Source organism: Kribbella sp. NPDC003557 (assembly GCF_040610805.1).
Classification (GTDB): domain Bacteria; phylum Actinomycetota; class Actinomycetes; order Propionibacteriales; family Kribbellaceae; genus Kribbella.
In genome coordinates this window covers 582,110-599,928 of sequence record NZ_JBEXMY010000005.1, presented here as the reverse complement: position 1 = coordinate 599,928, position 17,819 = coordinate 582,110, and the positions used below count along the sequence as shown (strand labels likewise).

Genomic DNA, 17,819 nt, shown 5'->3' with positions numbered 1-17,819 from the left:
CTCCCTCTCTCGGGTGGCGCGGCCGGTCCGCGCGCTTGCCTTCGCGTCGAAGACGCTGCCCGGAATTCGACACCCGCAGGAGGCCTTACTCCGCGCTCAGGGTCTCCAGAACGCCGTCGCCGTACTTGGTCAGCTTGTTCTCGCCGATCCCGCTGATGGTGCCGAGCTCGGCCAGCGAGGACGGCCGGTCGGTGGCGATCTGCCGCAGCGTCGCGTCGTGGAAGATGACGTACGCCGGGACGCCCTGCTCCTTGGCCACCGCCGCCCGCCAGGCGCGCAACCGCTCGAACACCGGCGCCGCCTCGGGCGCGAGATCGGCGGCCGCGGCCTTCTTGCCGCCGGAGGACCTGCTCCGGGACCGCGAACGCTCGGGCTCGCGGCGCATCATCACCTCACGCCGCTTGCCGAGCACCTCGCCGCTCTCCTCGGTCAGCACGAGCGTGCCGTAGTCGCCCTCGACCGCGAGCAGCCGCAACGCGAGCAGCTGCCGGATCACGCCGCGCCACTCGGTGTCCTTGAGATCGGTCCCGATCCCGAACACGGTCAGCTGGTCGTGCCGGAACTGCTTGACCTTGTCGGTCTCCTTGCCGAGCAGGATGTCGATCAGCTGCCCGGCGCCGAACTTCTGCCCGCGCTCGTGCAGCAGCCGGTAGACGGTCGAGAGCAGCTTCTGCGCCGCGATGGTCCCGTCCCACGACTCGGGCGGCGTCAGGCAGGTGTCGCAGTTCCCGCACGCCTCGCCCCGCTGACCGAAGTACGCCAGGAGTTGCGAGCGCCGGCACTGGACGGTCTCGCACAACGCGAGCATCGCGTCGAGATGCGAGCCCAGCCGCCGCCGGTGCGCGAGGTCGCCCTCGGACGTGTCGATCATCTTCCGCTGCTGCACGACGTCCTGCAGCCCGTACGCCAGCCAGGCGGTGGACGGCAGCCCGTCCCGCCCCGCGCGACCGGTCTCCTGGTAATACCCCTCGACGGACTTCGGCAGGTCGAGGTGCGCGACGAACCGGACGTCCGGCTTGTCGATCCCCATGCCGAACGCGATCGTCGCCACGACGACCAGTCCGTCCTCGCGCAGGAACCGGGCCTGGTTCGCGGCGCGGGTCCGGCTGTCCAGGCCGGCGTGGTACGGCAGGGCCTCGATCCCGTTCTGGGTGAGGAAGGCCGCGGTCTTCTCGACGCTGTTGCGGGACAGGCAGTAGACGATGCCCGCGTCGCCGGCGTGCTCGGTGCGCAACAGGTCGAGCAGCTGCCGTTGCGGGTTGTCCTTCGCGACGATCCGGTACTGGATGTTGGGCCGGTCGAAGCTCGCGACGAAGTGCTTGGCGTCGCCGAGCTTCAGCCGGGTCGCGATCTCCTGATGGGTCGCCTCGGTCGCCGTCGCGGTGAGCGCGATCCGCGGCACGTCCGGCCAGCGCTCGTGCAGCTCCGACAGCATCAGGTAGTCGGGCCGGAAGTCGTGGCCCCACTGCGACACACAGTGCGCCTCGTCGATCGCGAACAGCGCGATCTTGCCCTGGTCGAGCAGGCGCACGGTCGCGTCCACCCGCAGCCGCTCGGGCGCCAGGTACAGCAGGTCGAGCTCGCCGGACAGGAACGCCTGCTCGACCTCACGCCGCTGCTCGAAGTCCTGTGTGGAGTTGAGGAATCCGGCCCGGACACCGAGCGCGGTGAGCGCGTCCACCTGGTCCTGCATCAACGCGATCAGCGGCGAGATCACCACCCCGACACCGGACCGCACCAGCGAGGGGATCTGGTAGCACAAGGACTTGCCGCCGCCGGTCGGCATCAGCACCAGCGCGTCGCCGCCCGCGACGACCGTGTCGATGATGTCGGCCTGCTCACCGCGGAAGGCGTCGTAGCCGAACACCCGCCGGAGGACCTGAAGGGCTTCGGAATCGGGCAGCTCGGTCGTCTCACTCACCCCGGCGAGTCTAGTGAGATCGCGCCGACGATGCTGGCACGATCGCCGGACCCTGTGGATTACGGTCGAAATCCGTCGGTAGGGCGGGGAGCTCCTCGGTCATCCACTGGCGGGGCGAGCAGCCCGCGATCGCCCGGAACTCGCGGGTCAGGTGGGCCTGGTCGGCGTACCCGGCGGTGGCCGACAGCTCGGCCAGCCGGGTGTGCGGCCGCCGGCGCAGTGTGGCCGTGACGAGCTCGAAGCGCAGCACCCGGGACGCGACCTTCGGTGGCAGCCCGAACTCGGACCGGAACCGCTCGGTGAGGTGCCGCCGGCTCCACCCGACCTCGGACGCCAGCTCCTGGACGCCGAGACCGCCGCTGGACTCGCACAGCCGTCGCCAGGCCCACCCGAGCTCGGGACGGACCGCGCCGGCCCGGCGCTCGCCGAGCTGCCGGAGCAGCCACGACTCGACGAGGCCGAAGCGCGCGGACCAGGTCGCCGCATCCCGCAACTGCCCGGTCAGCTCGCGAGCGCGGCGCCCGAGCACCTCGTCGAGCCCGAGCACCCCGGAGGCGAGCTCGCCCGGCGGGAGGCCGAGCAGCACACGCGCGGCCGACGGAGTGAGGTTGAGCTGCACGCCGGCGCGGCTCGGCGTCTGGCCGACATGCACGGCGGTCGAGTGCAGCCCGCCGACGAGGGCGTCGTACTTCGCCACCGGACCGCCCGGCCGCGCGACGCCCAGCGGCTCGTCGAGCGTGACGATGACGGTCAGGTAGCGCGAGGGCAGCCCACGGTGCAGGTCCGGGGGATCGGCCTCGTACGCATACCCGATGACGTCGCCGGCATACGGCCGCAGGGCAGGGTGGAGCGACCGCGTGTGGTGCTCGATCCCGGCCATGGGACCAGGCTAGAGGTGTCCACGGACAGAATCCGGGCTCCAGGATCCGGGACCGGCGTACCGGCATCCGGACGGGCGTGGCAGTATCGATGAGTACGTACTAGCTGCGAGGAGATGTCGTCGTGCCTGCTCTGAGGTCCCGCACTGTCACCCACGGCCGCAACATGGCGGGCGCCCGCGCGCTCATGCAGGCCTCCGGGGTAGCCCGGGAGGACTTCGGGAAGCCGATCATCGCGGTGGCGAACAGCTTCACCGAGTTCGTGCCCGGCCACACCCACCTGGCCCCGGTCGGCCGGATCGTGTCCGAGGCGATCCACGCGGCCGGCGGGATCGCGCGGGAGTTCAACACCATCGCCGTCGACGACGGGATCGCGATGGGCCACGGCGGCATGCTCTACAGCCTGCCGTCGCGGGACCTGATCGCCGACTCGGTCGAGTACATGGTCGAGGCGCACTGCGCGGACGCGCTGGTCTGCATCTCGAACTGCGACAAGATCACCCCGGGCATGCTGAACGCGGCGCTCCGGCTGAACATCCCGACCGTGTTCGTCTCCGGCGGCCCGATGGAGGCCGGCCGGGCGACGCTGGTCGACGGCACGGTCCGCAAGCTCGACCTGATCGACGCGATGTCCGAGGCCGTCAACGAGAACGTCTCCGACGCCGACATCCTGCGGATCGAGGAGAACGCCTGCCCGACCTGCGGCTCGTGTTCCGGCATGTTCACCGCGAACTCGATGAACTGCCTGACCGAGGCGATCGGCCTCTCGCTGCCCGGCAACGGGTCGGTGCTGGCCACCCACACCGCCCGCCGCGCGCTGTACGAGAGGGCCGGCGAGACCGTCGTCCGGCTCGCCCACCGGTACTACGACAACGACGACGCGACCGTGCTGCCGCGGTCGATCGCCTCGAAGGAGGCGTTCGGCAACGCGATGGCGCTGGACATCGCGATGGGCGGCTCGACGAACACGATCCTGCACCTGCTGGCGGCCGCGCAGGAGGCCGAGGTCGGCTTCGATCTCGACGACATCAACGCGGTGTCGCGCCGGGTCCCGTGCCTGGCGAAGGTCGCGCCGAACGTCGCGCCGCAGGGCACGTACTACATGGAGGACGTGCACCGCGCCGGCGGTATCCCCGCCATCCTCGGCGAGCTGCACCGCGCCGGCCTGCTGAACCAGAACGTCCACACCGTGCACAGCGACTCGATCGACGAGTGGCTGAAGACCTGGGACCTGCGCGGCGGGTCGCCGTCGCCGGAGGCCGTCGAGCTGTGGCACGCGGCGCCGGGCTGCAAGCGGTCGGCGCAGGCGTTCTCGCAGTCGGAGCGCTGGGAGACGCTGGACACCGACGCGGCGAACGGCTGCATCCGCGACCGCGAGCACGCGTACTCCAAGGACGGCGGTCTCGCCGTACTGAAGGGCAACCTGGCCGTCGACGGCTGTGTCGTGAAGACGGCCGGCGTGGACGAGTCGATCTGGACGTTCGAGGGCCCCGCGGTGGTGTGCGAGTCGCAGGAGCAGGCCGTCGAGAAGATCCTGACCAAGCAGATCCAGCCCGGCGACGTCGTGGTGATCCGCTACGAGGGCCCGAAGGGCGGCCCGGGGATGCAGGAGATGCTGTACCCGACCTCGTACCTGAAGGGCCGCGGCCTCGGCAAGGTCTGCGCGCTGATCACCGACGGCCGCTTCTCCGGCGGTACGTCGGGACTCTCGATCGGGCACGTCTCGCCCGAGGCTGCCTCCGGCGGGACGATCGCCCTGGTCCAGGACGGCGACCGGATCCGGATCGACATCCCGAACCGCACGATCGAACTACTGGTCAACGACGACGAACTGGCCACGCGGAACGCGGCCCTGAACGGCGTCTACGCCCCCAAGTCCCGCGACCGCAAGGTCACCACGGCCCTCCGCGCCTACGCCGCCATGGCCACCAGCGCCGACAAGGGCGCCGTCCGCGACATCAGCAAGCTCGGCTAGAGCTCCAGGTCGAAGGCCAGGTTGATCGCCTCGGCCAGGGAGGGTTCCTGGTCGGGGTGGAGGTGGCCTATGAGGCGGCCCAGTTGGGCTTTCGGGATGGTTTGGATGTTGTCGCAGGAGATTGCGCTGGCGTGGTCCAGGCCGTTGTCGGGGCCGACCAGGACCTCGGTGGACAGGCCGCGGATCGTGCTGGTGATCGGGGCGACCGTCACGTTGGTGAGGCGGGGGCGGATCAGTTCGCGGGTCAGCACGACCACCGGGCGCGGCTTGTCCAGCCGCGCGATGTGGATCGGCCGCATCAGTCGAGGTCGCTGAGCACGGTCCCGGCCGCCGCCGGTGCGAGTCCCTCGAGGTCGGCGTACCCGCCGTGCTCGTTCAGGATCGCGAGGTCGCGGGCAGCCAGCTCCCGCCGGCGCTCACGCTCCATCGCCCGGGCGACCACGGACGCCCGGCTGGTCGCCTTGTCGGTCGCGACCAGCTCGTCCATGAAGTCGACCAGCTCGTCCGGCAACCGCACGGTGATCTGCTTGCTCATACCACAACCATACCGCCGTGGGATTCAATACGGTAGGGCGTCAGTTGGGGGAGAGGGCGGACCAGTTGATCAGGTCCGTCGCGGGGAGGGACGGGAGGGCGCTGATGGCGGAGAGTTCGGTGTCGATGAGGCCGACGAGGTGGGCGAGGCGGGTGGTGACGTCCTCGGCCTCGAGGAGTTTCTGGCGGTCCGGTGTCATCAGCTTCATCGCGGCCGACATCAGGTAGGACAGCGTGCCCGGGTCGTCCGGGAGGTCGCCGAGGTGCAGGCCGGGGCGGCTGATCTCGCTGACCGCCTCGGCGTACTTCCGGAACCGCTCGAGCGCGACCGTCGCCGTCCCCAACGGGTCGTCGCCGAGGTCGTCGGGCAGCCACTCGACGTCCGCGACCAGGTAGTCGCCGGTGCCGTCCAGCTCGGTCACCTTGAACCGCCGGTTCCCGGTCAGGGTCACCTCGATCGGACCCTCGTCGTCGGCGTCCACCGCGATCTCGGAGATCGTCGCCGCGCAACCGGTCCCGTACAGCGACCGGAAGACCCGCTCACCCAGCTCGTACCCGTCCCGGACGGCGAGGGCGCCGCAGACCAGTTCGCCGCCGTTCTCGACCAGGTCGCGGACGACCGCGCGGCCCTGGACGTCGGTCACCGGAATCGCGACCACCAGCCCGGGGAAGATCACCGTGTCGACAGTGAGCAGGGGCAGGCGGGAGTCCATGCCGACGAGCGTAGTGCAGGCCGCCCCCGATCACGTGTGGTGACCGGCCAGCCTGTGGATATGGCGTCAGGGGCGCGGGGCGTGACCACTAGACTGAGGCCATGATTCGCCGCGTCGACCTGCGGGGCCGAGTGGCGGCCGGAGAGGTCTCCGACCTCCAAGCCGAAGTGAATGCCCTCGTTCCCCGAGCCGTGTTCGACGTCGAGAAGGCTCTCGACGTCGTCCGACCCATCTGCCTGGACGTCCGCCATCGCGGCCTCGAGGCCATCCGGGAGTACGGCGAGAGGTTCGACCATGTGCGGGTCGAGGACATCCGGGTCCCGGCCGAGGCGCTGAAGACCGCGCTGGAGGAGCTCGACCCGCAGGTGCGCAGCGCCTTCGAGGAGTCGATCCGCCGCGTCCGCGAGGTCAGCCAGGACGAGCTCACCGCCGATGTCGCCTCCGAGCCCGCGCCGGGCGGGCGGGTGACGCAGCGGTTCGTCCCGGTCCAGCGCGTGGGTCTCTACGTGCCCGGCGGCCGCGCGCCGCTGGCGTCGAGCGTCGTGATGAACGTCGTGCCGGCCCAGGTCGCCGGCGTGCCGTCGCTGGCCGTCGCCTCGCCGCCCCAGCGACCGGGGCGGTGGGGCGGGGAAGGTCTTCAATCAGCGTTCGGCGGGCTGCCGCACCCGACGGTGCTCGCGGTGTGCGCGCTGCTCGGGATCGACGAGGTGTATGCGATGGGCGGCGCGCAGGCGATCGCCGGGTTCGCGTACGGCTTCGAGGGCTGCAAGAAGGTCAACCTGATCACGGGGCCGGGCAACATCTACGTGGTCGCCGCCAAGCGCAACCTGCTCGGTGAGGTCGGCATCGACTCCGAGGCCGGGCCGACCGAGATCGCGATCCTCGCGGACGCGACCGCGGACCCCAAGCACGTCGCCGCAGACCTGATCAGCCAGGCCGAGCACGACCCGATGGCGGCCAGTGTGCTGGTCACGCCGAGCGAGTCGCTGGCCGAGGCGGTCGAGGCCGAGCTGCCGCCGCAGGTCGCGCGGACCAAGCACCGCGACCGCGTCACCGAGGCGCTGTCCGGTCAGCAGTCCGCCGTCGTGCTCGTCGACGACCTCGAGCAGGGCACCGCGGTCGTCGACGCGTATGCCGCCGAGCACCTGGAGATCCAGACCGCGGACGCCGAGGAGCGGGCCGGCCTGATCACCAACGCCGGCGCGATCTTCGTCGGCGGCTGGTCGCCGGTCTCGCTCGGCGACTACTGCGCCGGGTCGAACCACGTGCTCCCGACGGCCGGCTGTGCGTGCCACTCGTCCGGCCTGTCGGTGCGCAGCTTCCTCAAGGCGGTGCACGTCATCAACTACTCGCGGGACGCGCTCCGCGAGGTCGCCGGCCACGTGGTCACGCTCGCCGACGCCGAGGACCTGCCGGGCCACGGCGCCGCGGTCTCCGTCCGATTCCCCGAGGAGCAGTGATGGGCCGCTTCGACGGGCTGCCGATCCGCGAGGAGCTCAAGAGCTTCGAGCCGTACGGCGCCCCGCAGCTCGACGTCCCGGTGCTGCTGAACGTCAACGAGAACCCGTATCCGGCGAGCGAGGCGACCGTCGCCGACATCGCCGCCGCGGTGACCGAGGCCGCCCGCGGCATGAACCGGTACCCGGACCGCGAGTTCCTCGGCCTGCGCGCGGACCTCGCGGCGTACCTGGCCCGCGAGTCCGGCGCGCACCTGGAGCCCGAGCAGCTCTGGGCGGCGAACGGGTCCAACGAGGTGATGCTGCACGTCCTGCAGGCCTTCGGCGGCCCGGGCCGGACGGCGTTGTCGTTCGCGCCGACCTACTCGATGTACCCGGAGTACGCGCGGGACACGAACACGGCGTGGGTCACCGGCCGCCGGGCCGAGGACTTCACGCTGGACCGGAGCAAGGCGATCGCCGCGATCTCCCGGCACCGCCCGTCGGTCGTGCTGCTGGCCTCGCCGAACAACCCGACCGGGACGGCGCTGCCGATCGACGTGACCGAGGCGATCGTCGCGCACGCCGCCGCGCTCGGCGCCGTCGTGGTGGTCGACGAGGCGTATGCCGAGTTCCGCCGGACCGGGACGCCGAGTGCGGTCAGCCTGCTGCCGGCGTACCCGAATCTCGCCGTCGCGCGGACGATGTCGAAGGCGTTCGCGATGGCCGGCGGCCGGGTCGGGTACCTTGCCGCCGGCAAGCAGTTCGTGGACGCGCTGCGGATCGTCCGGCTGCCGTACCACCTGTCCGCCGTGACCCAGGCGGTCGCGCGGGCCGCCCTGCGGCACTCCGACGAGCTGCTCGGCCGGGTCGAGCAGTTGCGCGTCGAGCGCGACGAGACCGTCGACTGGCTGCGGTCCCTCGGGCTGCGCGCGGTCGACTCGGACGCGAACTTCGTCCTGTTCGGCACGTTCGCGGACCGGCACGCGGTCTGGCAGGCGCTGCTCGACGACGGGGTGCTGATCCGGGAGACCGGGCCGGACGGCTGGCTGCGGGTCTCGATCGGGACCGGCGAGGAGATGGCCGCGTTCCGCGCTTCGCTGGAGCGCATTCTGAAGACTGACACGGGAAGGCTGACATGAGCGGGCGTACGGCGCGGATCGATCGCGAGACGAGCGAGTCCAAGGTCCTGGTCGAGCTGAACCTCGACGGCGAGGGCCGGGCGGACATCTCCACGGGCGTCGGGTTCTACGACCACATGCTCAACGCGCTCGCCAAGCACGCGCTGCTCGACCTGCACGTGAACACGGTCGGCGACCTGGAGATCGACGCCCACCACACGGTCGAGGACACCGCGATCGGCATCGGCCAGGCGCTGAAGGAAGCGCTCGGCGACAAGCGCGGGATCCGCCGCTTCGGCGACGCGACCGTGCCGCTGGACGAGGCGCTCGTGCACTGCACGGTCGACCTGTCCGGCCGGCCGTACTGCGTGCACACCGGCGAGCCGGACGGCCAGGTGTACGCGATCATCGGCGGCGACTACGCGGGTTCGCTGACCCAGCACGTGTTCGAGACGCTCGCCTTCAACGCCGCGATCTGCGTGCACATCCGGGTGCTGTCCGGCCGCGACCCGCACCACATCGTCGAGGCGCAGTTCAAGGCCTTCGCCCGCGCGCTGCGGGCCGCTGCCGAGCTGGACCCGCGGCAGCCCGGGATCCCGTCGACCAAGGGTGCTCTGTGAGCAAGAAGGTCGTCCTCCTGGACTACGGCTCGGGCAACATCCGGTCGGGGGAGCGCGCCCTGCGACGGGTCGGCGCGGACGTCACGGTGACCGCGGACTTCGACGCCGCGTGCAACGCCGACGGGCTGCTGGTGCCCGGCGTGGGTGCGTTCGAGGCGTGTATGACCGGGCTGAAGGCGGTCCGCGGTGACGTCGCGGTCGACCGGCGGCTGACCGGCGGCCGTCCGGTGCTGGGGATCTGCGTCGGCATGCAGATCCTGTTCACCCGCGGCATCGAGCACGGCGTCGAGACCGAGGGCTGCGAGCAGTGGCCCGGCACCGTCGAGCGGCTCCAGCCGGTGGATGGGGAGCCGGTGCCGCACATGGGCTGGAACACGGTCGACGTGCCGTCCGGCACGACGCTGTTCGACGGCCTGGAGAAGGAGCGGTTCTACTTCGTGCACTCGTACGGCGTGCGCAGCTGGGAGCTGACCGACACCCGCGAGTCCGTCACGCCGCGCGTCACCTGGACGACGTACGGCGGGGACAGGTTCGTCGCCGCGGTCGAGAACGGCCCGCTGTCAGCCACCCAGTTCCACCCCGAGAAGTCCGGTGACGCCGGCGCGACCCTGCTGGAGAACTGGGTCCACTCGCTGTGAGTGAGTGACACTCCTTCTCTTGCCGTTCGGTTGTTGTTTACCGTACGTTCACTGGCTACGACTGTTCGTGTCGAGCCAGGAGGCCCGCCCATGTCCAACTCCTTGTCCAGGCGTCAGTTCGTCGGTCGCGCGGCCGCGGCAGGTGTCGCGGTCAGTGTGGCCGGTTCGGTCGACGCGCTGTACACGGCGCAGCCGGCGCTCGGTACGTCCGGCCCGAAGGTCGGCTACGGACCGCTGATCGAGGACCCGGACGGCATGCTCGACCTGCCGCGCGGGTTCAGCTACAAGATCCTGTCCCGCGAGGGCACGGTCCGGCCGGACGGGCTGGCGATTCCGAGCCGGTTCGACGGGATGGGCGTGTTCCCCGATCGCGACGGCGGCTCCCGGCTGGTCCGCAACCACGAGTGCAGCCCGACATCCAAGATCAAGGTCGTCGCGCCGGCCGAGCGGACGTACGACCCGGCCGCGGCCGGCGGCACCAGCACGCTGGCGGTCGACCGGCGCAACGCCGCTACCAAGGAGTTCGTCAGCCTCGGCGGTACGGCGATCAACTGCTCCGGCGGCCACACGCCCTGGCGGACCTGGCTGACCTGCGAGGAGACCGAGCTCAAGGCCGGTCAGAGCGGCTACACGAAGGACCACGGCTTCATCTTCGAGGTCGACCCGTACGACGACCGCCGCAACGTCAGCCCGTTCGCGCTGACCGCGATGGGCCGCTTCCAGCACGAGGCCGTCGCCATCGACCCGCGGACCGGCATCGTCTACGAGACCGAGGACGCGTTCGTCGCCCCGCTCGGCGGCTTCTACCGGTTCCTGCCCGACCGGCCGCGCGGCGGCTGGGGTTCGCTGCGCGCGGGCGGCGAGCTGCAGGCGATGCACATCCCGGGCCTGCCGGACCTGTCCGTGGTCCAGGAGGCTGGCGCCGAGTTCCACGACGTGCAGTGGGTGACGGTGCCGGATCCGCTGGCCAAGACCGAGTCGGTCCGTGCGCAGGACTACGCCAAGCCGATCACCGGCGGGTACAAGCTCGAGGGCTGCTGGTGGGGCGACCTGGACCGCTGTGTGTACTTCGTCTCGTCGTTCGCCCGGACCGAGCTCGGCCCGAAGGTCGACCACGACGGCCAGGTCTGGAAGCTGGACCCGCGGAAGCGGACGCTCCGCCTCGAGGTGATCTTCACCCGGCCGAAGCCGGGCTCCGACGACCCCGAGTTCGATGCCCCCGACAACATCACGATGTCGCCGTACGGCGGGCTGATGATGTGCGAGGACGGCCTCGGCGAGCAGCACATCCTCGGCACCACCGAGGACGGCGAGGTCTTCAAGTTCGCCCGGAACCGCGTCAACCTCGGCACCCCCGAGGAGCCCGAGTACGGCGAGCTGTCCGGCGTCGGCTTCTCCGCCGACGGCCGGACGATGTTCTTCAACGTCTACAACCCGGGGATCACCTACGCGATCACCGGCCCCTGGCGCCGCCGCCGCTGACTGGTTATCCCCGCTTGTTGGGGGTTCTTCGTCGGTATGCCAGCGGAGAACCCCCAAGTCGGGCGGATATCCGTTCGTGTTGGGGAGGCGGGGATTACGGGGTTGCGCCGGGGAAGGGCTGGGGGGCGCCGCCCCAGCTGAGTTGGTTGCTCGCGGCGGCCAGCAGGCTCTCGATCGCGAACGCCCGGACCGCCGGCTGCTCGGCGGCCTCGACGAGGTCGCCGTACACGGCCGCGATCCGCTGCTCGATCACCAGGATCAGCCCGCTCGCGGTGGCGGTGTTGACGACCGCCCGGGGAAGGTCGTACGCCGGTTCGGCCGCGACCGGGGTCTCGCCGGCGGCGACCAGCAGCGCGCTCAGCCGGTCGCGGTTGTCGCGGTGGCTCTCGAACGTCTCGTTCGCCGCCCGGAACCGGGCCCCGCTGAGCTTGCCCCCGGCCACACCGACGCCGTACAGCGCCGCGTGCTCACCCGCGAGGGCCGCCTGGAGGGCTTCGACCTGGTTCACGCGTTGTCCTTCTTCCTGGCCGGGGCGAGGGCCATACCCAGCTGGGTCTCGGCCGCGGCGATCTCGGCGAGCAGGCGGGCCGGTGCGCCGGACAGCTTGGCCGCGGCTGCCGCGTGGGCGACGGCAGCGGCCTTCTCCTGCTTGGCGATCGCGGCCAGCGCGGCCTGGGAACTCGCCGGCGCCGCGGCCTTCGTCGCTTGCGCGGCCACGCCCTGGGTCTCCTTCAGCTTCGCCAGGTGGCTCGCGTGGTACTTCGCCCCGGCGGCCAGCTGGGCCCGCAGCGCGGGGAACCTGCGGGTCGAGGTTGCGTAGAGCTGGGACAATTGAGTCACCAGGGTCGCCGCACCGCTGAGTGCCGCGACGACCGCGGGATCGACGGTGGGTGTCTCCTCGGCCGGCCCCCGCGACGTGGACGGTGTCCCGTTCACGGCACCCGGCGTGCCGGCCCCGGCGGCAGGGTCGTCCTTGCAACCGCCCAGCGCGGCCGCACCCGGTACGAGGGCAGCGGTGACGAGGACGGTACGTCGGCTCAGGCGGCGTTGAGGCACGGCGGAACGATACCCGGTGACGCGCCCACGACCGGCCACGGACGAGCCGGTGACCGGGATCGGGAGACGGGCCGGATAAGGTGGGCTACTGCCCTTGGCGCGACCGCCGGGGGTGGGAACGGGTGCACAACTGGAGAGAGGCAGGTCAAACTGTGAGCCGACGGACTGACCACACGGACACCACGAGCCTCGAGAACTTCCTGCGGCCGATCGTCGAGCAGTTCGGCTGCGACCTGGAGGCCGCGGACATCACTCCGGCCGGGCGCCGCCGCTTGCTGCGCGTCCTGGTCGACCGGGACGGCGGCATCAGTCTCGACGACGTCGCCGAGGTCACCCGGGCCATCTCCAAGGCGCTCGACGCCGACGACATCATGGGCGAGGGCGCGTACACGCTCGAGGTCTCCAGCCCCGGCGTCGACCGCCCGCTCACCCTGCCCCGGCACTGGCGCCGCAACACCGGCCGGCTGGTCGCGGTCACGCTGACCGCGGGCGGCAAGGTCACCGGCCGGATCAAGTCCGTCTCCGACGAGGCGGCCGAACTGGACGTCGACGGCAAGCGGCAGAGCGTCGCGTACGCCGACGTGGCCAAGGCCAAGGTCCAGATCGAGTTCAACCGGGCTGCCGGCAACGACACTGAACCATCTTCTGGTGGAGAAACACCTGCCGACGGCACGGTGGAGGAGAACTGACATGGACATCGACATGGCCGTGCTGCGGTCGCTGGAACGGGAGAAGGACATCTCCTTGGACGTGGTCGTCGAGGCGATCGAGCAGGCGCTGCTGGTCGCGTACCACCGCACCGAGGGCGCGCAGCAGCACGCCCGCGCCGAGCTGGACCGCAAGACCGGGCACGTGACCGTCTTCGCGCGCGAGCTCGCCGAGGACGGCACGCTGGCCCGCGAGTACGACGACACCCCGGCCGATTTCGGCCGGATCGCGGCCACCACGGCCAAGCAGATCATCCTGCAGCGGCTGCGCGACGCCGAGGACGAGGTGCGGTACGGCGAGTTCTCCGGCAAGGAGGGCGACATCGTCTCCGGTGTCGTCCAGCAGGGCCGCGACCCGCGCTCGGTGATGGTCGACCTCGGCAAGATCGAGGCCGTACTGCCGGCGCCCGAGCAGGTGCCGGGGGAGAAGTACGAGCACGGCTCCCGCCTGCGGGTGTACGTCGTCGGCGTCCGGAAGGGCTTCAAGGGCCCGCAGATCACCGTCAGCCGCACCCACCCGAACCTGGTGAAGAAGCTGTTCGCGCTGGAGGTCCCGGAGATCGCCGACGGCACCGTCGAGATCACCGCGATCGCGCGTGAGGCAGGTCACCGGACCAAGATCGCGGTCCGGACCCTGAACCCGTCGGTGAACGGCAAGGGCGCCTGCATCGGGCCGATGGGCCAGCGGGTGCGCAACATCATGCACGAGCTGCACGGCGAGAAGATCGACATCATCGACCACAGCGACGATCCGGCGACGTTCGTCGGGAATGCGCTGTCCCCGGCGCAGGTTACGTCTGTCGAGGTGGTCGACGCCGCGGCCCGTGCGGCGCGCGTCGTCGTGCCGGACTACCAGTTGTCGCTCGCGATCGGCAAGGAGGGGCAGAACGCCCGCCTGGCCGCCCGCCTGACAGGCTGGCGCATCGACATCCGGCCGGATACCGATGTGACTCGTGAGGACGAGAAGGTAGACTGATCTCTCGGTCGGTCGACTGAGTCGCAACCACACCCTGAGGATCACCCTGAAAGTGACGGCGGACGCGCGCCCTGGCAAGGCCACGGAGCGCACCTGCATCGGGTGCCGGAAGCGGAACAGTCCGGCTGACTTGCTGCGGATGACGGTTTCCGGAGGACTCGTCCTCCCGGATCCCGATCGTCGGGCACCAGGCCGTGGGGCGCACCTGCACCCCTCGATCGAGTGCTTCGACCTCGCCGTCCGGCGCAAGGCGTTCCCACGGGCCTTCAAGGCCCCGGGTCCGCTCGACGTGACCGGGCTGCGGGAGTACGTCGCGCAGCGTGATAAGCAAGAAGCAGTGCAAACGGCGGCCGGCAGGCCGTCCGCGGCGGTCCGACCGGATCGTCCGTGACCGACATGAAGGCGGGTCATCGACTCATGACCACTCGATGAGTGTCTACCGATGAGTGCAAAGCGATGAGCACGTACGTCAACTAACGGTCCGCGCCCAGGCTCGGACCAGAGGGAGAGTAGTGGCAAAGGTCCGGGTCTACGAGCTCGCGAAGGAGCTCGGAGTTACCAGCAAGGTCGTTCTGACCAGACTGAACGACATGGGCGAGTTCGTCCGGTCGGCATCCTCGACGATCGAGGCACCTGTCGTCCGGCGGTTGGCGGAGGAGTTCGAGAAGAACCCGCCGAAGAAGCGTGCGGCCAAGAAGGCCGCCGCGAGCACGTCTGCCGCGCCGCAGGCGACCGCACCGGTCGCGCCGGCGCCCAAGCCTGCCCCGGCACAGCCGGCGGCCCCGAAGGCTCCGGCCGAGCGCCCCGCGCCGGCCGCTGAGGTGCGCACCGAGGCGGCTCCGGCCGTCGAGGCGCCCGCGGCCGAGGCCGCGCCGGTCAAGTCCGCTCCGGCCCCGGGTGCCAAGCCGGGTCCGCGTCCGGGCCCGAAGCCGGGTCCGCGGCAGGAGACCGCTCCGGTGGAGTCCGCGCCGGCTCCGGCCGAGTCCGCTCCGGCGGCGAAGGCCGAGACGCCGGCTCCGGCGACGCCTGCCTTCGAGGCGCCGGCGGCGGCCGACACCACGGCTCCGGCCGCCCCGGCGGCCCGTCGTGCCGACGGTCCGGCTCCGCGTCCGGCCACGCCGGGCTCCGGCCCGCGTCCGGGTGGTCAGGGCCCGCGTCCGGCCGCGCCGGGCTCCGGCCCGCGTCCGGGTGGTCAGGGTTCCGGCCCGCGTCCGGGTGGTCCGGGTGCGAGCCCGCGTCCGGGTGGTCCCGGTGCCGGCCCACGTCCGGGGGCCCCGCGTCCCGGTGCGCCCCGTCCGGGCGGCCAGGGTGGCGGCGGTCCGCGTCCGGGTGCGCCGCGTCCGGGCAACAACCCGTTCAGCTCGACCCAGGGCATGCAGCGCGGTGGACCGCGCCCCGGCCCGGGTGGCGGTGGCGGCGGCGACCGGCAGGGCGCTCCGAGCCCGGCCGGGATGGCCCCGCGTCCGCCGCAGGGTCGCGGCGGTGAGCGTGGCGGCGAGCGCGGCGGCAGCGACCGTCCGCGTTCGGGTGGTGTGCCGGGCGCCCCGCGTCCGAACCCGGCGATGATGCCGAAGTCCTCGGCCGGCACGTTCACCGGTCGTCCCGGTGGCGGTTCCGGCGGTCCCGGCGGTGGCGGCCGCGGTCGTCCCGGCGGCGGTCCGGGTGCCGGTCCGCGCAGCGGTGGTGGCGGCGGTGGCGGTGGCTTCCGTCCGGGTGGCGGCGGCCCCAGCGGCCCGCCCGGTGGCGGCGGTGGCCGTCCGGGTCCGGGCAACCGCGGTCGTGGCGGCACGCAGGGTGCCTTCGGGCGTCCGGGCGGTCCGGCGCGGCGTGGCCGCAAGTCGAAGCGGGCCAAGCGCCAGGAATTCGACAACATGCAGGCTCCGGCCGTCGGCGGCGTGCGCGTCAAGCACGGTGACGGCGAGGTCGTGAAGCTGCCGCGCGGCGCGTCCCTGACGGACTTCGCCGAGAAGGTCGGTGTCGACCCGGCGTCGCTGGTCCAGGTGCTGTTCCACCTCGGTGAGATGGTGACCGCGACCCAGTCGGTGAACGAGGAGACGCTCGAGCTGCTCGGGACCGAGCTGAACTACGACGTCCAGATCGTGTCCCCGGAGGACGAGGACCGCGAGCTGCTGCAGTCCTTCGACATCGAGTTCGGCAACGACGAGGGCGGCGAGGGCGACCTGGCTCCGCGGCCGCCGGTGGTGACCGTCATGGGTCACGTCGACCACGGTAAGACCAAGCTGCTGGACGCGATCCGGATGGCGAACGTCGTGGCCGACGAGGCCGGCGGTATCACCCAGCACATCGGTGCGTACCAGGTGACCACCGAGGTCGACGGCCAGCAGCGGGCGATCACCTTCGTCGACACCCCGGGTCACGAGGCGTTCACCGCCATGCGTGCCCGTGGTGCGCAGGCCACCGACATCGTCATCCTGGTGGTCGCGGCCGACGACGGCGTGATGCCGCAGACGATCGAGGCGCTGAACCACGCCCGTGCGGCGGGTGTCCCGATCGTGGTCGCGGTGAACAAGATCGACGTCCCGGCGGCGGACCCGACCAAGGTGCGCGGTCAGCTGACCGAGTACGGCCTGGTGCCCGAGGAGTACGGCGGCGACACGATGTTCGTCGACGTCTCGGCGAAGTCCCGGATCAACATCGACGGCCTGCTCGAGGGCGTCGTGCTGACCGCGGACGCGGCGCTGGACCTGCGGGCCAACCCGCACATGCACGCCGAGGGCATCGCGATCGAGGCGAACCTCGACAAGGGCCGTGGTCCGGTGGCGACCGTGCTGGTGCAGCGCGGCACGCTCCGGGTCGGCGACTCGATGGTGGTCGGTCCGGCGTACGGCCGGGTCCGGGCCATGCTCGACGAGCACGGCAACAACGTCGAGGAGGCGACCCCGTCGCGTCCGGTCCTGGTGCTCGGTCTGACCGCGGTGCCGGGAGCGGGTGACAAGTTCCTGGTGGTCGACGACGACCGCCGCGCGCGGCAGATCGCCGAGAAGCGGGAAGCCCGCGCTCGCGCGGCCGCCAACGCCAAGCGTCGCGTTCGCCGGACCCTCGAGGACTTCATGGCCTCGATGGAGAAGGGCGAGACCCAGGAGCTGCTGCTGATCCTCAAGGGCGACGTGTCCGGTTCGGTCGAGGCGCTGGAAGATGCCCTGGTCCGGATCGAGGTCGGCGACGAGGTGTCCTTGCGGATCATCGACCGCGGTGTCGGTGCGATCAACGAGAACGACGTCAACCTGGCCATCGCGTCGAACGCCGTCATCATCGGCTTCAACGTGCGGCCGGCGGGCAAGGCCGGTGACCTGGCCGAGCGCGAGGGCGTGGATGTCCGGTACTACTCGGTCATCTACTCGGCGATCGACGACATCGAGGCCGCGCTGAAGGGCATGCTGAAGCCGATCTACGAGGAGGTCACCCTCGGCCAGGCGGAGATCCGGGAGATCTTCCGCTCCTCGAAGGTGGGCAACATCGCCGGTTGCTGGGTGACCAGCGGCCTGATCAAGCGCAACGCGAAGGTCCGGTTGATCCGGGACGGCGCGGTCGTGCTCGACAACACCGAGCTGTCGTCGCTGAAGAGGTTCAAGGACGACGCGTCCGAGGTCCGCGAGGGCTTCGAGTGCGGTCTGACCATCAACAACTTCAACGACATCAAGATCGGCGACGTCGTCGAGGCGTTCGAGCTCCGCGAGAAGCCGCGCAGCTGACCGTGTAAGGACAGTAGGCGGTGACCCGGCGCGGGTCACCGAGGAGTAG

17 protein-coding genes are annotated in these 17,819 nt (G+C 71.2%); 10 read left to right on the top strand and 7 right to left on the bottom strand.

What is annotated here, in order from left to right:
• Positions 1-85 precede the first annotated feature (85 nt).
• Complete coding sequence (recQ, locus tag ABZW60_RS23465) at positions 86-1,921, bottom strand: DNA helicase RecQ (protein WP_355480052.1); 1,836 nt, start codon at positions 1,919-1,921, stop codon at positions 86-88.
• A gap of 10 nt (positions 1,922-1,931) precedes the next feature.
• A complete protein-coding gene (locus tag ABZW60_RS23460) occupies positions 1,932-2,801 on the bottom strand; it encodes a helix-turn-helix domain-containing protein (RefSeq protein WP_355480050.1) in 870 nt (289 codons plus the stop codon).
• Positions 2,802-2,923: 122 nt separating this feature from the next.
• Here ABZW60_RS23460 and ilvD point away from each other — a divergent pair, with 122 nt between their 5' ends.
• Positions 2,924-4,774, top strand: coding sequence for a dihydroxy-acid dehydratase (gene ilvD / locus ABZW60_RS23455; protein ID WP_355480049.1), 1,851 nt, complete (start codon positions 2,924-2,926; stop codon positions 4,772-4,774).
• On the opposite strand, the gene ABZW60_RS23450 is transcribed toward ilvD, so the two are convergent.
• From ABZW60_RS23450 to ABZW60_RS23440, 3 genes are read right to left on the bottom strand one after another with little or no spacing between them, the layout of a single operon-like run.
• Positions 4,771-5,073: a type II toxin-antitoxin system PemK/MazF family toxin gene (locus ABZW60_RS23450; RefSeq protein ID WP_355480047.1), complete on the bottom strand. Its 303-nt coding sequence runs from the start codon at positions 5,071-5,073 to the stop codon at positions 4,771-4,773. The genes ilvD and ABZW60_RS23450 overlap by 4 nt on opposite strands.
• Entirely contained in the window at positions 5,073-5,309 is a 237-nt protein-coding gene (locus ABZW60_RS23445) for a YlcI/YnfO family protein (RefSeq protein WP_355480045.1), read from the bottom strand. Before ABZW60_RS23445 ends, ABZW60_RS23450 begins: the two co-directional genes overlap by 1 nt.
• A gap of 40 nt (positions 5,310-5,349) precedes the next feature.
• The gene (locus tag ABZW60_RS23440; protein WP_355480043.1) at positions 5,350-6,021 is read right to left on the bottom strand and encodes an LON peptidase substrate-binding domain-containing protein; all 672 of its coding nucleotides are present in this window, start codon (positions 6,019-6,021) and stop codon (positions 5,350-5,352) included.
• Positions 6,022-6,122: 101 nt separating this feature from the next.
• On the opposite strand from ABZW60_RS23440, the gene hisD reads away from it, so the two are divergent.
• The 5 genes from hisD to ABZW60_RS23415 all read left to right on the top strand — a co-directional run bounded on the left by hisD (position 6,123) and on the right by ABZW60_RS23415 (position 11,318).
• On the top strand, positions 6,123-7,481 hold the full coding sequence (gene hisD / locus ABZW60_RS23435) for a histidinol dehydrogenase (RefSeq protein ID WP_355480041.1): 1,359 nt from the start codon (positions 6,123-6,125) through the stop codon (positions 7,479-7,481).
• Positions 7,481-8,599, top strand: coding sequence for a histidinol-phosphate transaminase (locus ABZW60_RS23430; RefSeq protein WP_355480039.1), 1,119 nt, complete (start codon positions 7,481-7,483; stop codon positions 8,597-8,599). Before hisD ends, ABZW60_RS23430 begins: the two co-directional genes overlap by 1 nt.
• Positions 8,596-9,198, top strand: coding sequence for an imidazoleglycerol-phosphate dehydratase HisB (gene hisB, locus ABZW60_RS23425; protein WP_355480037.1), 603 nt, complete (start codon positions 8,596-8,598; stop codon positions 9,196-9,198). Before ABZW60_RS23430 ends, hisB begins: the two co-directional genes overlap by 4 nt.
• Positions 9,195-9,836 (top strand): imidazole glycerol phosphate synthase subunit HisH, encoded by a 642-nt coding sequence (gene hisH, locus ABZW60_RS23420; RefSeq protein ID WP_355480035.1) that lies wholly within the window; start codon positions 9,195-9,197, stop codon positions 9,834-9,836. The genes hisB and hisH overlap by 4 nt, the downstream gene beginning before the upstream one ends.
• Before the next feature lie 90 nt (positions 9,837-9,926).
• A complete protein-coding gene (locus ABZW60_RS23415) occupies positions 9,927-11,318 on the top strand; it encodes an alkaline phosphatase PhoX (protein WP_355480033.1) in 1,392 nt (463 codons plus the stop codon).
• A 94-nt stretch (positions 11,319-11,412) separates the two neighbouring features.
• On the opposite strand, the gene ABZW60_RS23410 is transcribed toward ABZW60_RS23415, so the two are convergent.
• Both ABZW60_RS23410 and ABZW60_RS23405 read right to left on the bottom strand, forming a co-directional pair.
• Positions 11,413-11,826, bottom strand: a complete 414-nt coding sequence (locus ABZW60_RS23410; RefSeq protein ID WP_355480031.1) for a ferritin-like domain-containing protein — start codon at positions 11,824-11,826, stop codon at positions 11,413-11,415.
• Positions 11,823-12,374, bottom strand: a complete 552-nt coding sequence (locus ABZW60_RS23405; RefSeq protein WP_355480029.1) for a cell division protein FtsK — start codon at positions 12,372-12,374, stop codon at positions 11,823-11,825. Before ABZW60_RS23405 ends, ABZW60_RS23410 begins: the two co-directional genes overlap by 4 nt.
• Before the next feature lie 152 nt (positions 12,375-12,526).
• Here ABZW60_RS23405 and rimP point away from each other — a divergent pair, with 152 nt between their 5' ends.
• The 4 genes from rimP (at position 12,527) to infB (ending at position 17,770) form a co-directional block, all read left to right on the top strand.
• Positions 12,527-13,063 (top strand): ribosome maturation factor RimP, encoded by a 537-nt coding sequence (gene rimP, locus ABZW60_RS23400; protein WP_355480027.1) that lies wholly within the window; start codon positions 12,527-12,529, stop codon positions 13,061-13,063.
• A 1-nt stretch (position 13,064) separates the two neighbouring features.
• Positions 13,065-14,057 (top strand): transcription termination factor NusA, encoded by a 993-nt coding sequence (gene nusA, locus ABZW60_RS23395; RefSeq protein WP_355480025.1) that lies wholly within the window; start codon positions 13,065-13,067, stop codon positions 14,055-14,057.
• A gap of 52 nt (positions 14,058-14,109) precedes the next feature.
• Positions 14,110-14,448 (top strand): YlxR family protein, encoded by a 339-nt coding sequence (locus tag ABZW60_RS23390; protein WP_355480023.1) that lies wholly within the window; start codon positions 14,110-14,112, stop codon positions 14,446-14,448.
• A gap of 121 nt (positions 14,449-14,569) precedes the next feature.
• Positions 14,570-17,770, top strand: coding sequence for a translation initiation factor IF-2 (gene infB, locus ABZW60_RS23385; protein ID WP_355480021.1), 3,201 nt, complete (start codon positions 14,570-14,572; stop codon positions 17,768-17,770).
• Positions 17,771-17,819 lie beyond the last annotated feature (49 nt).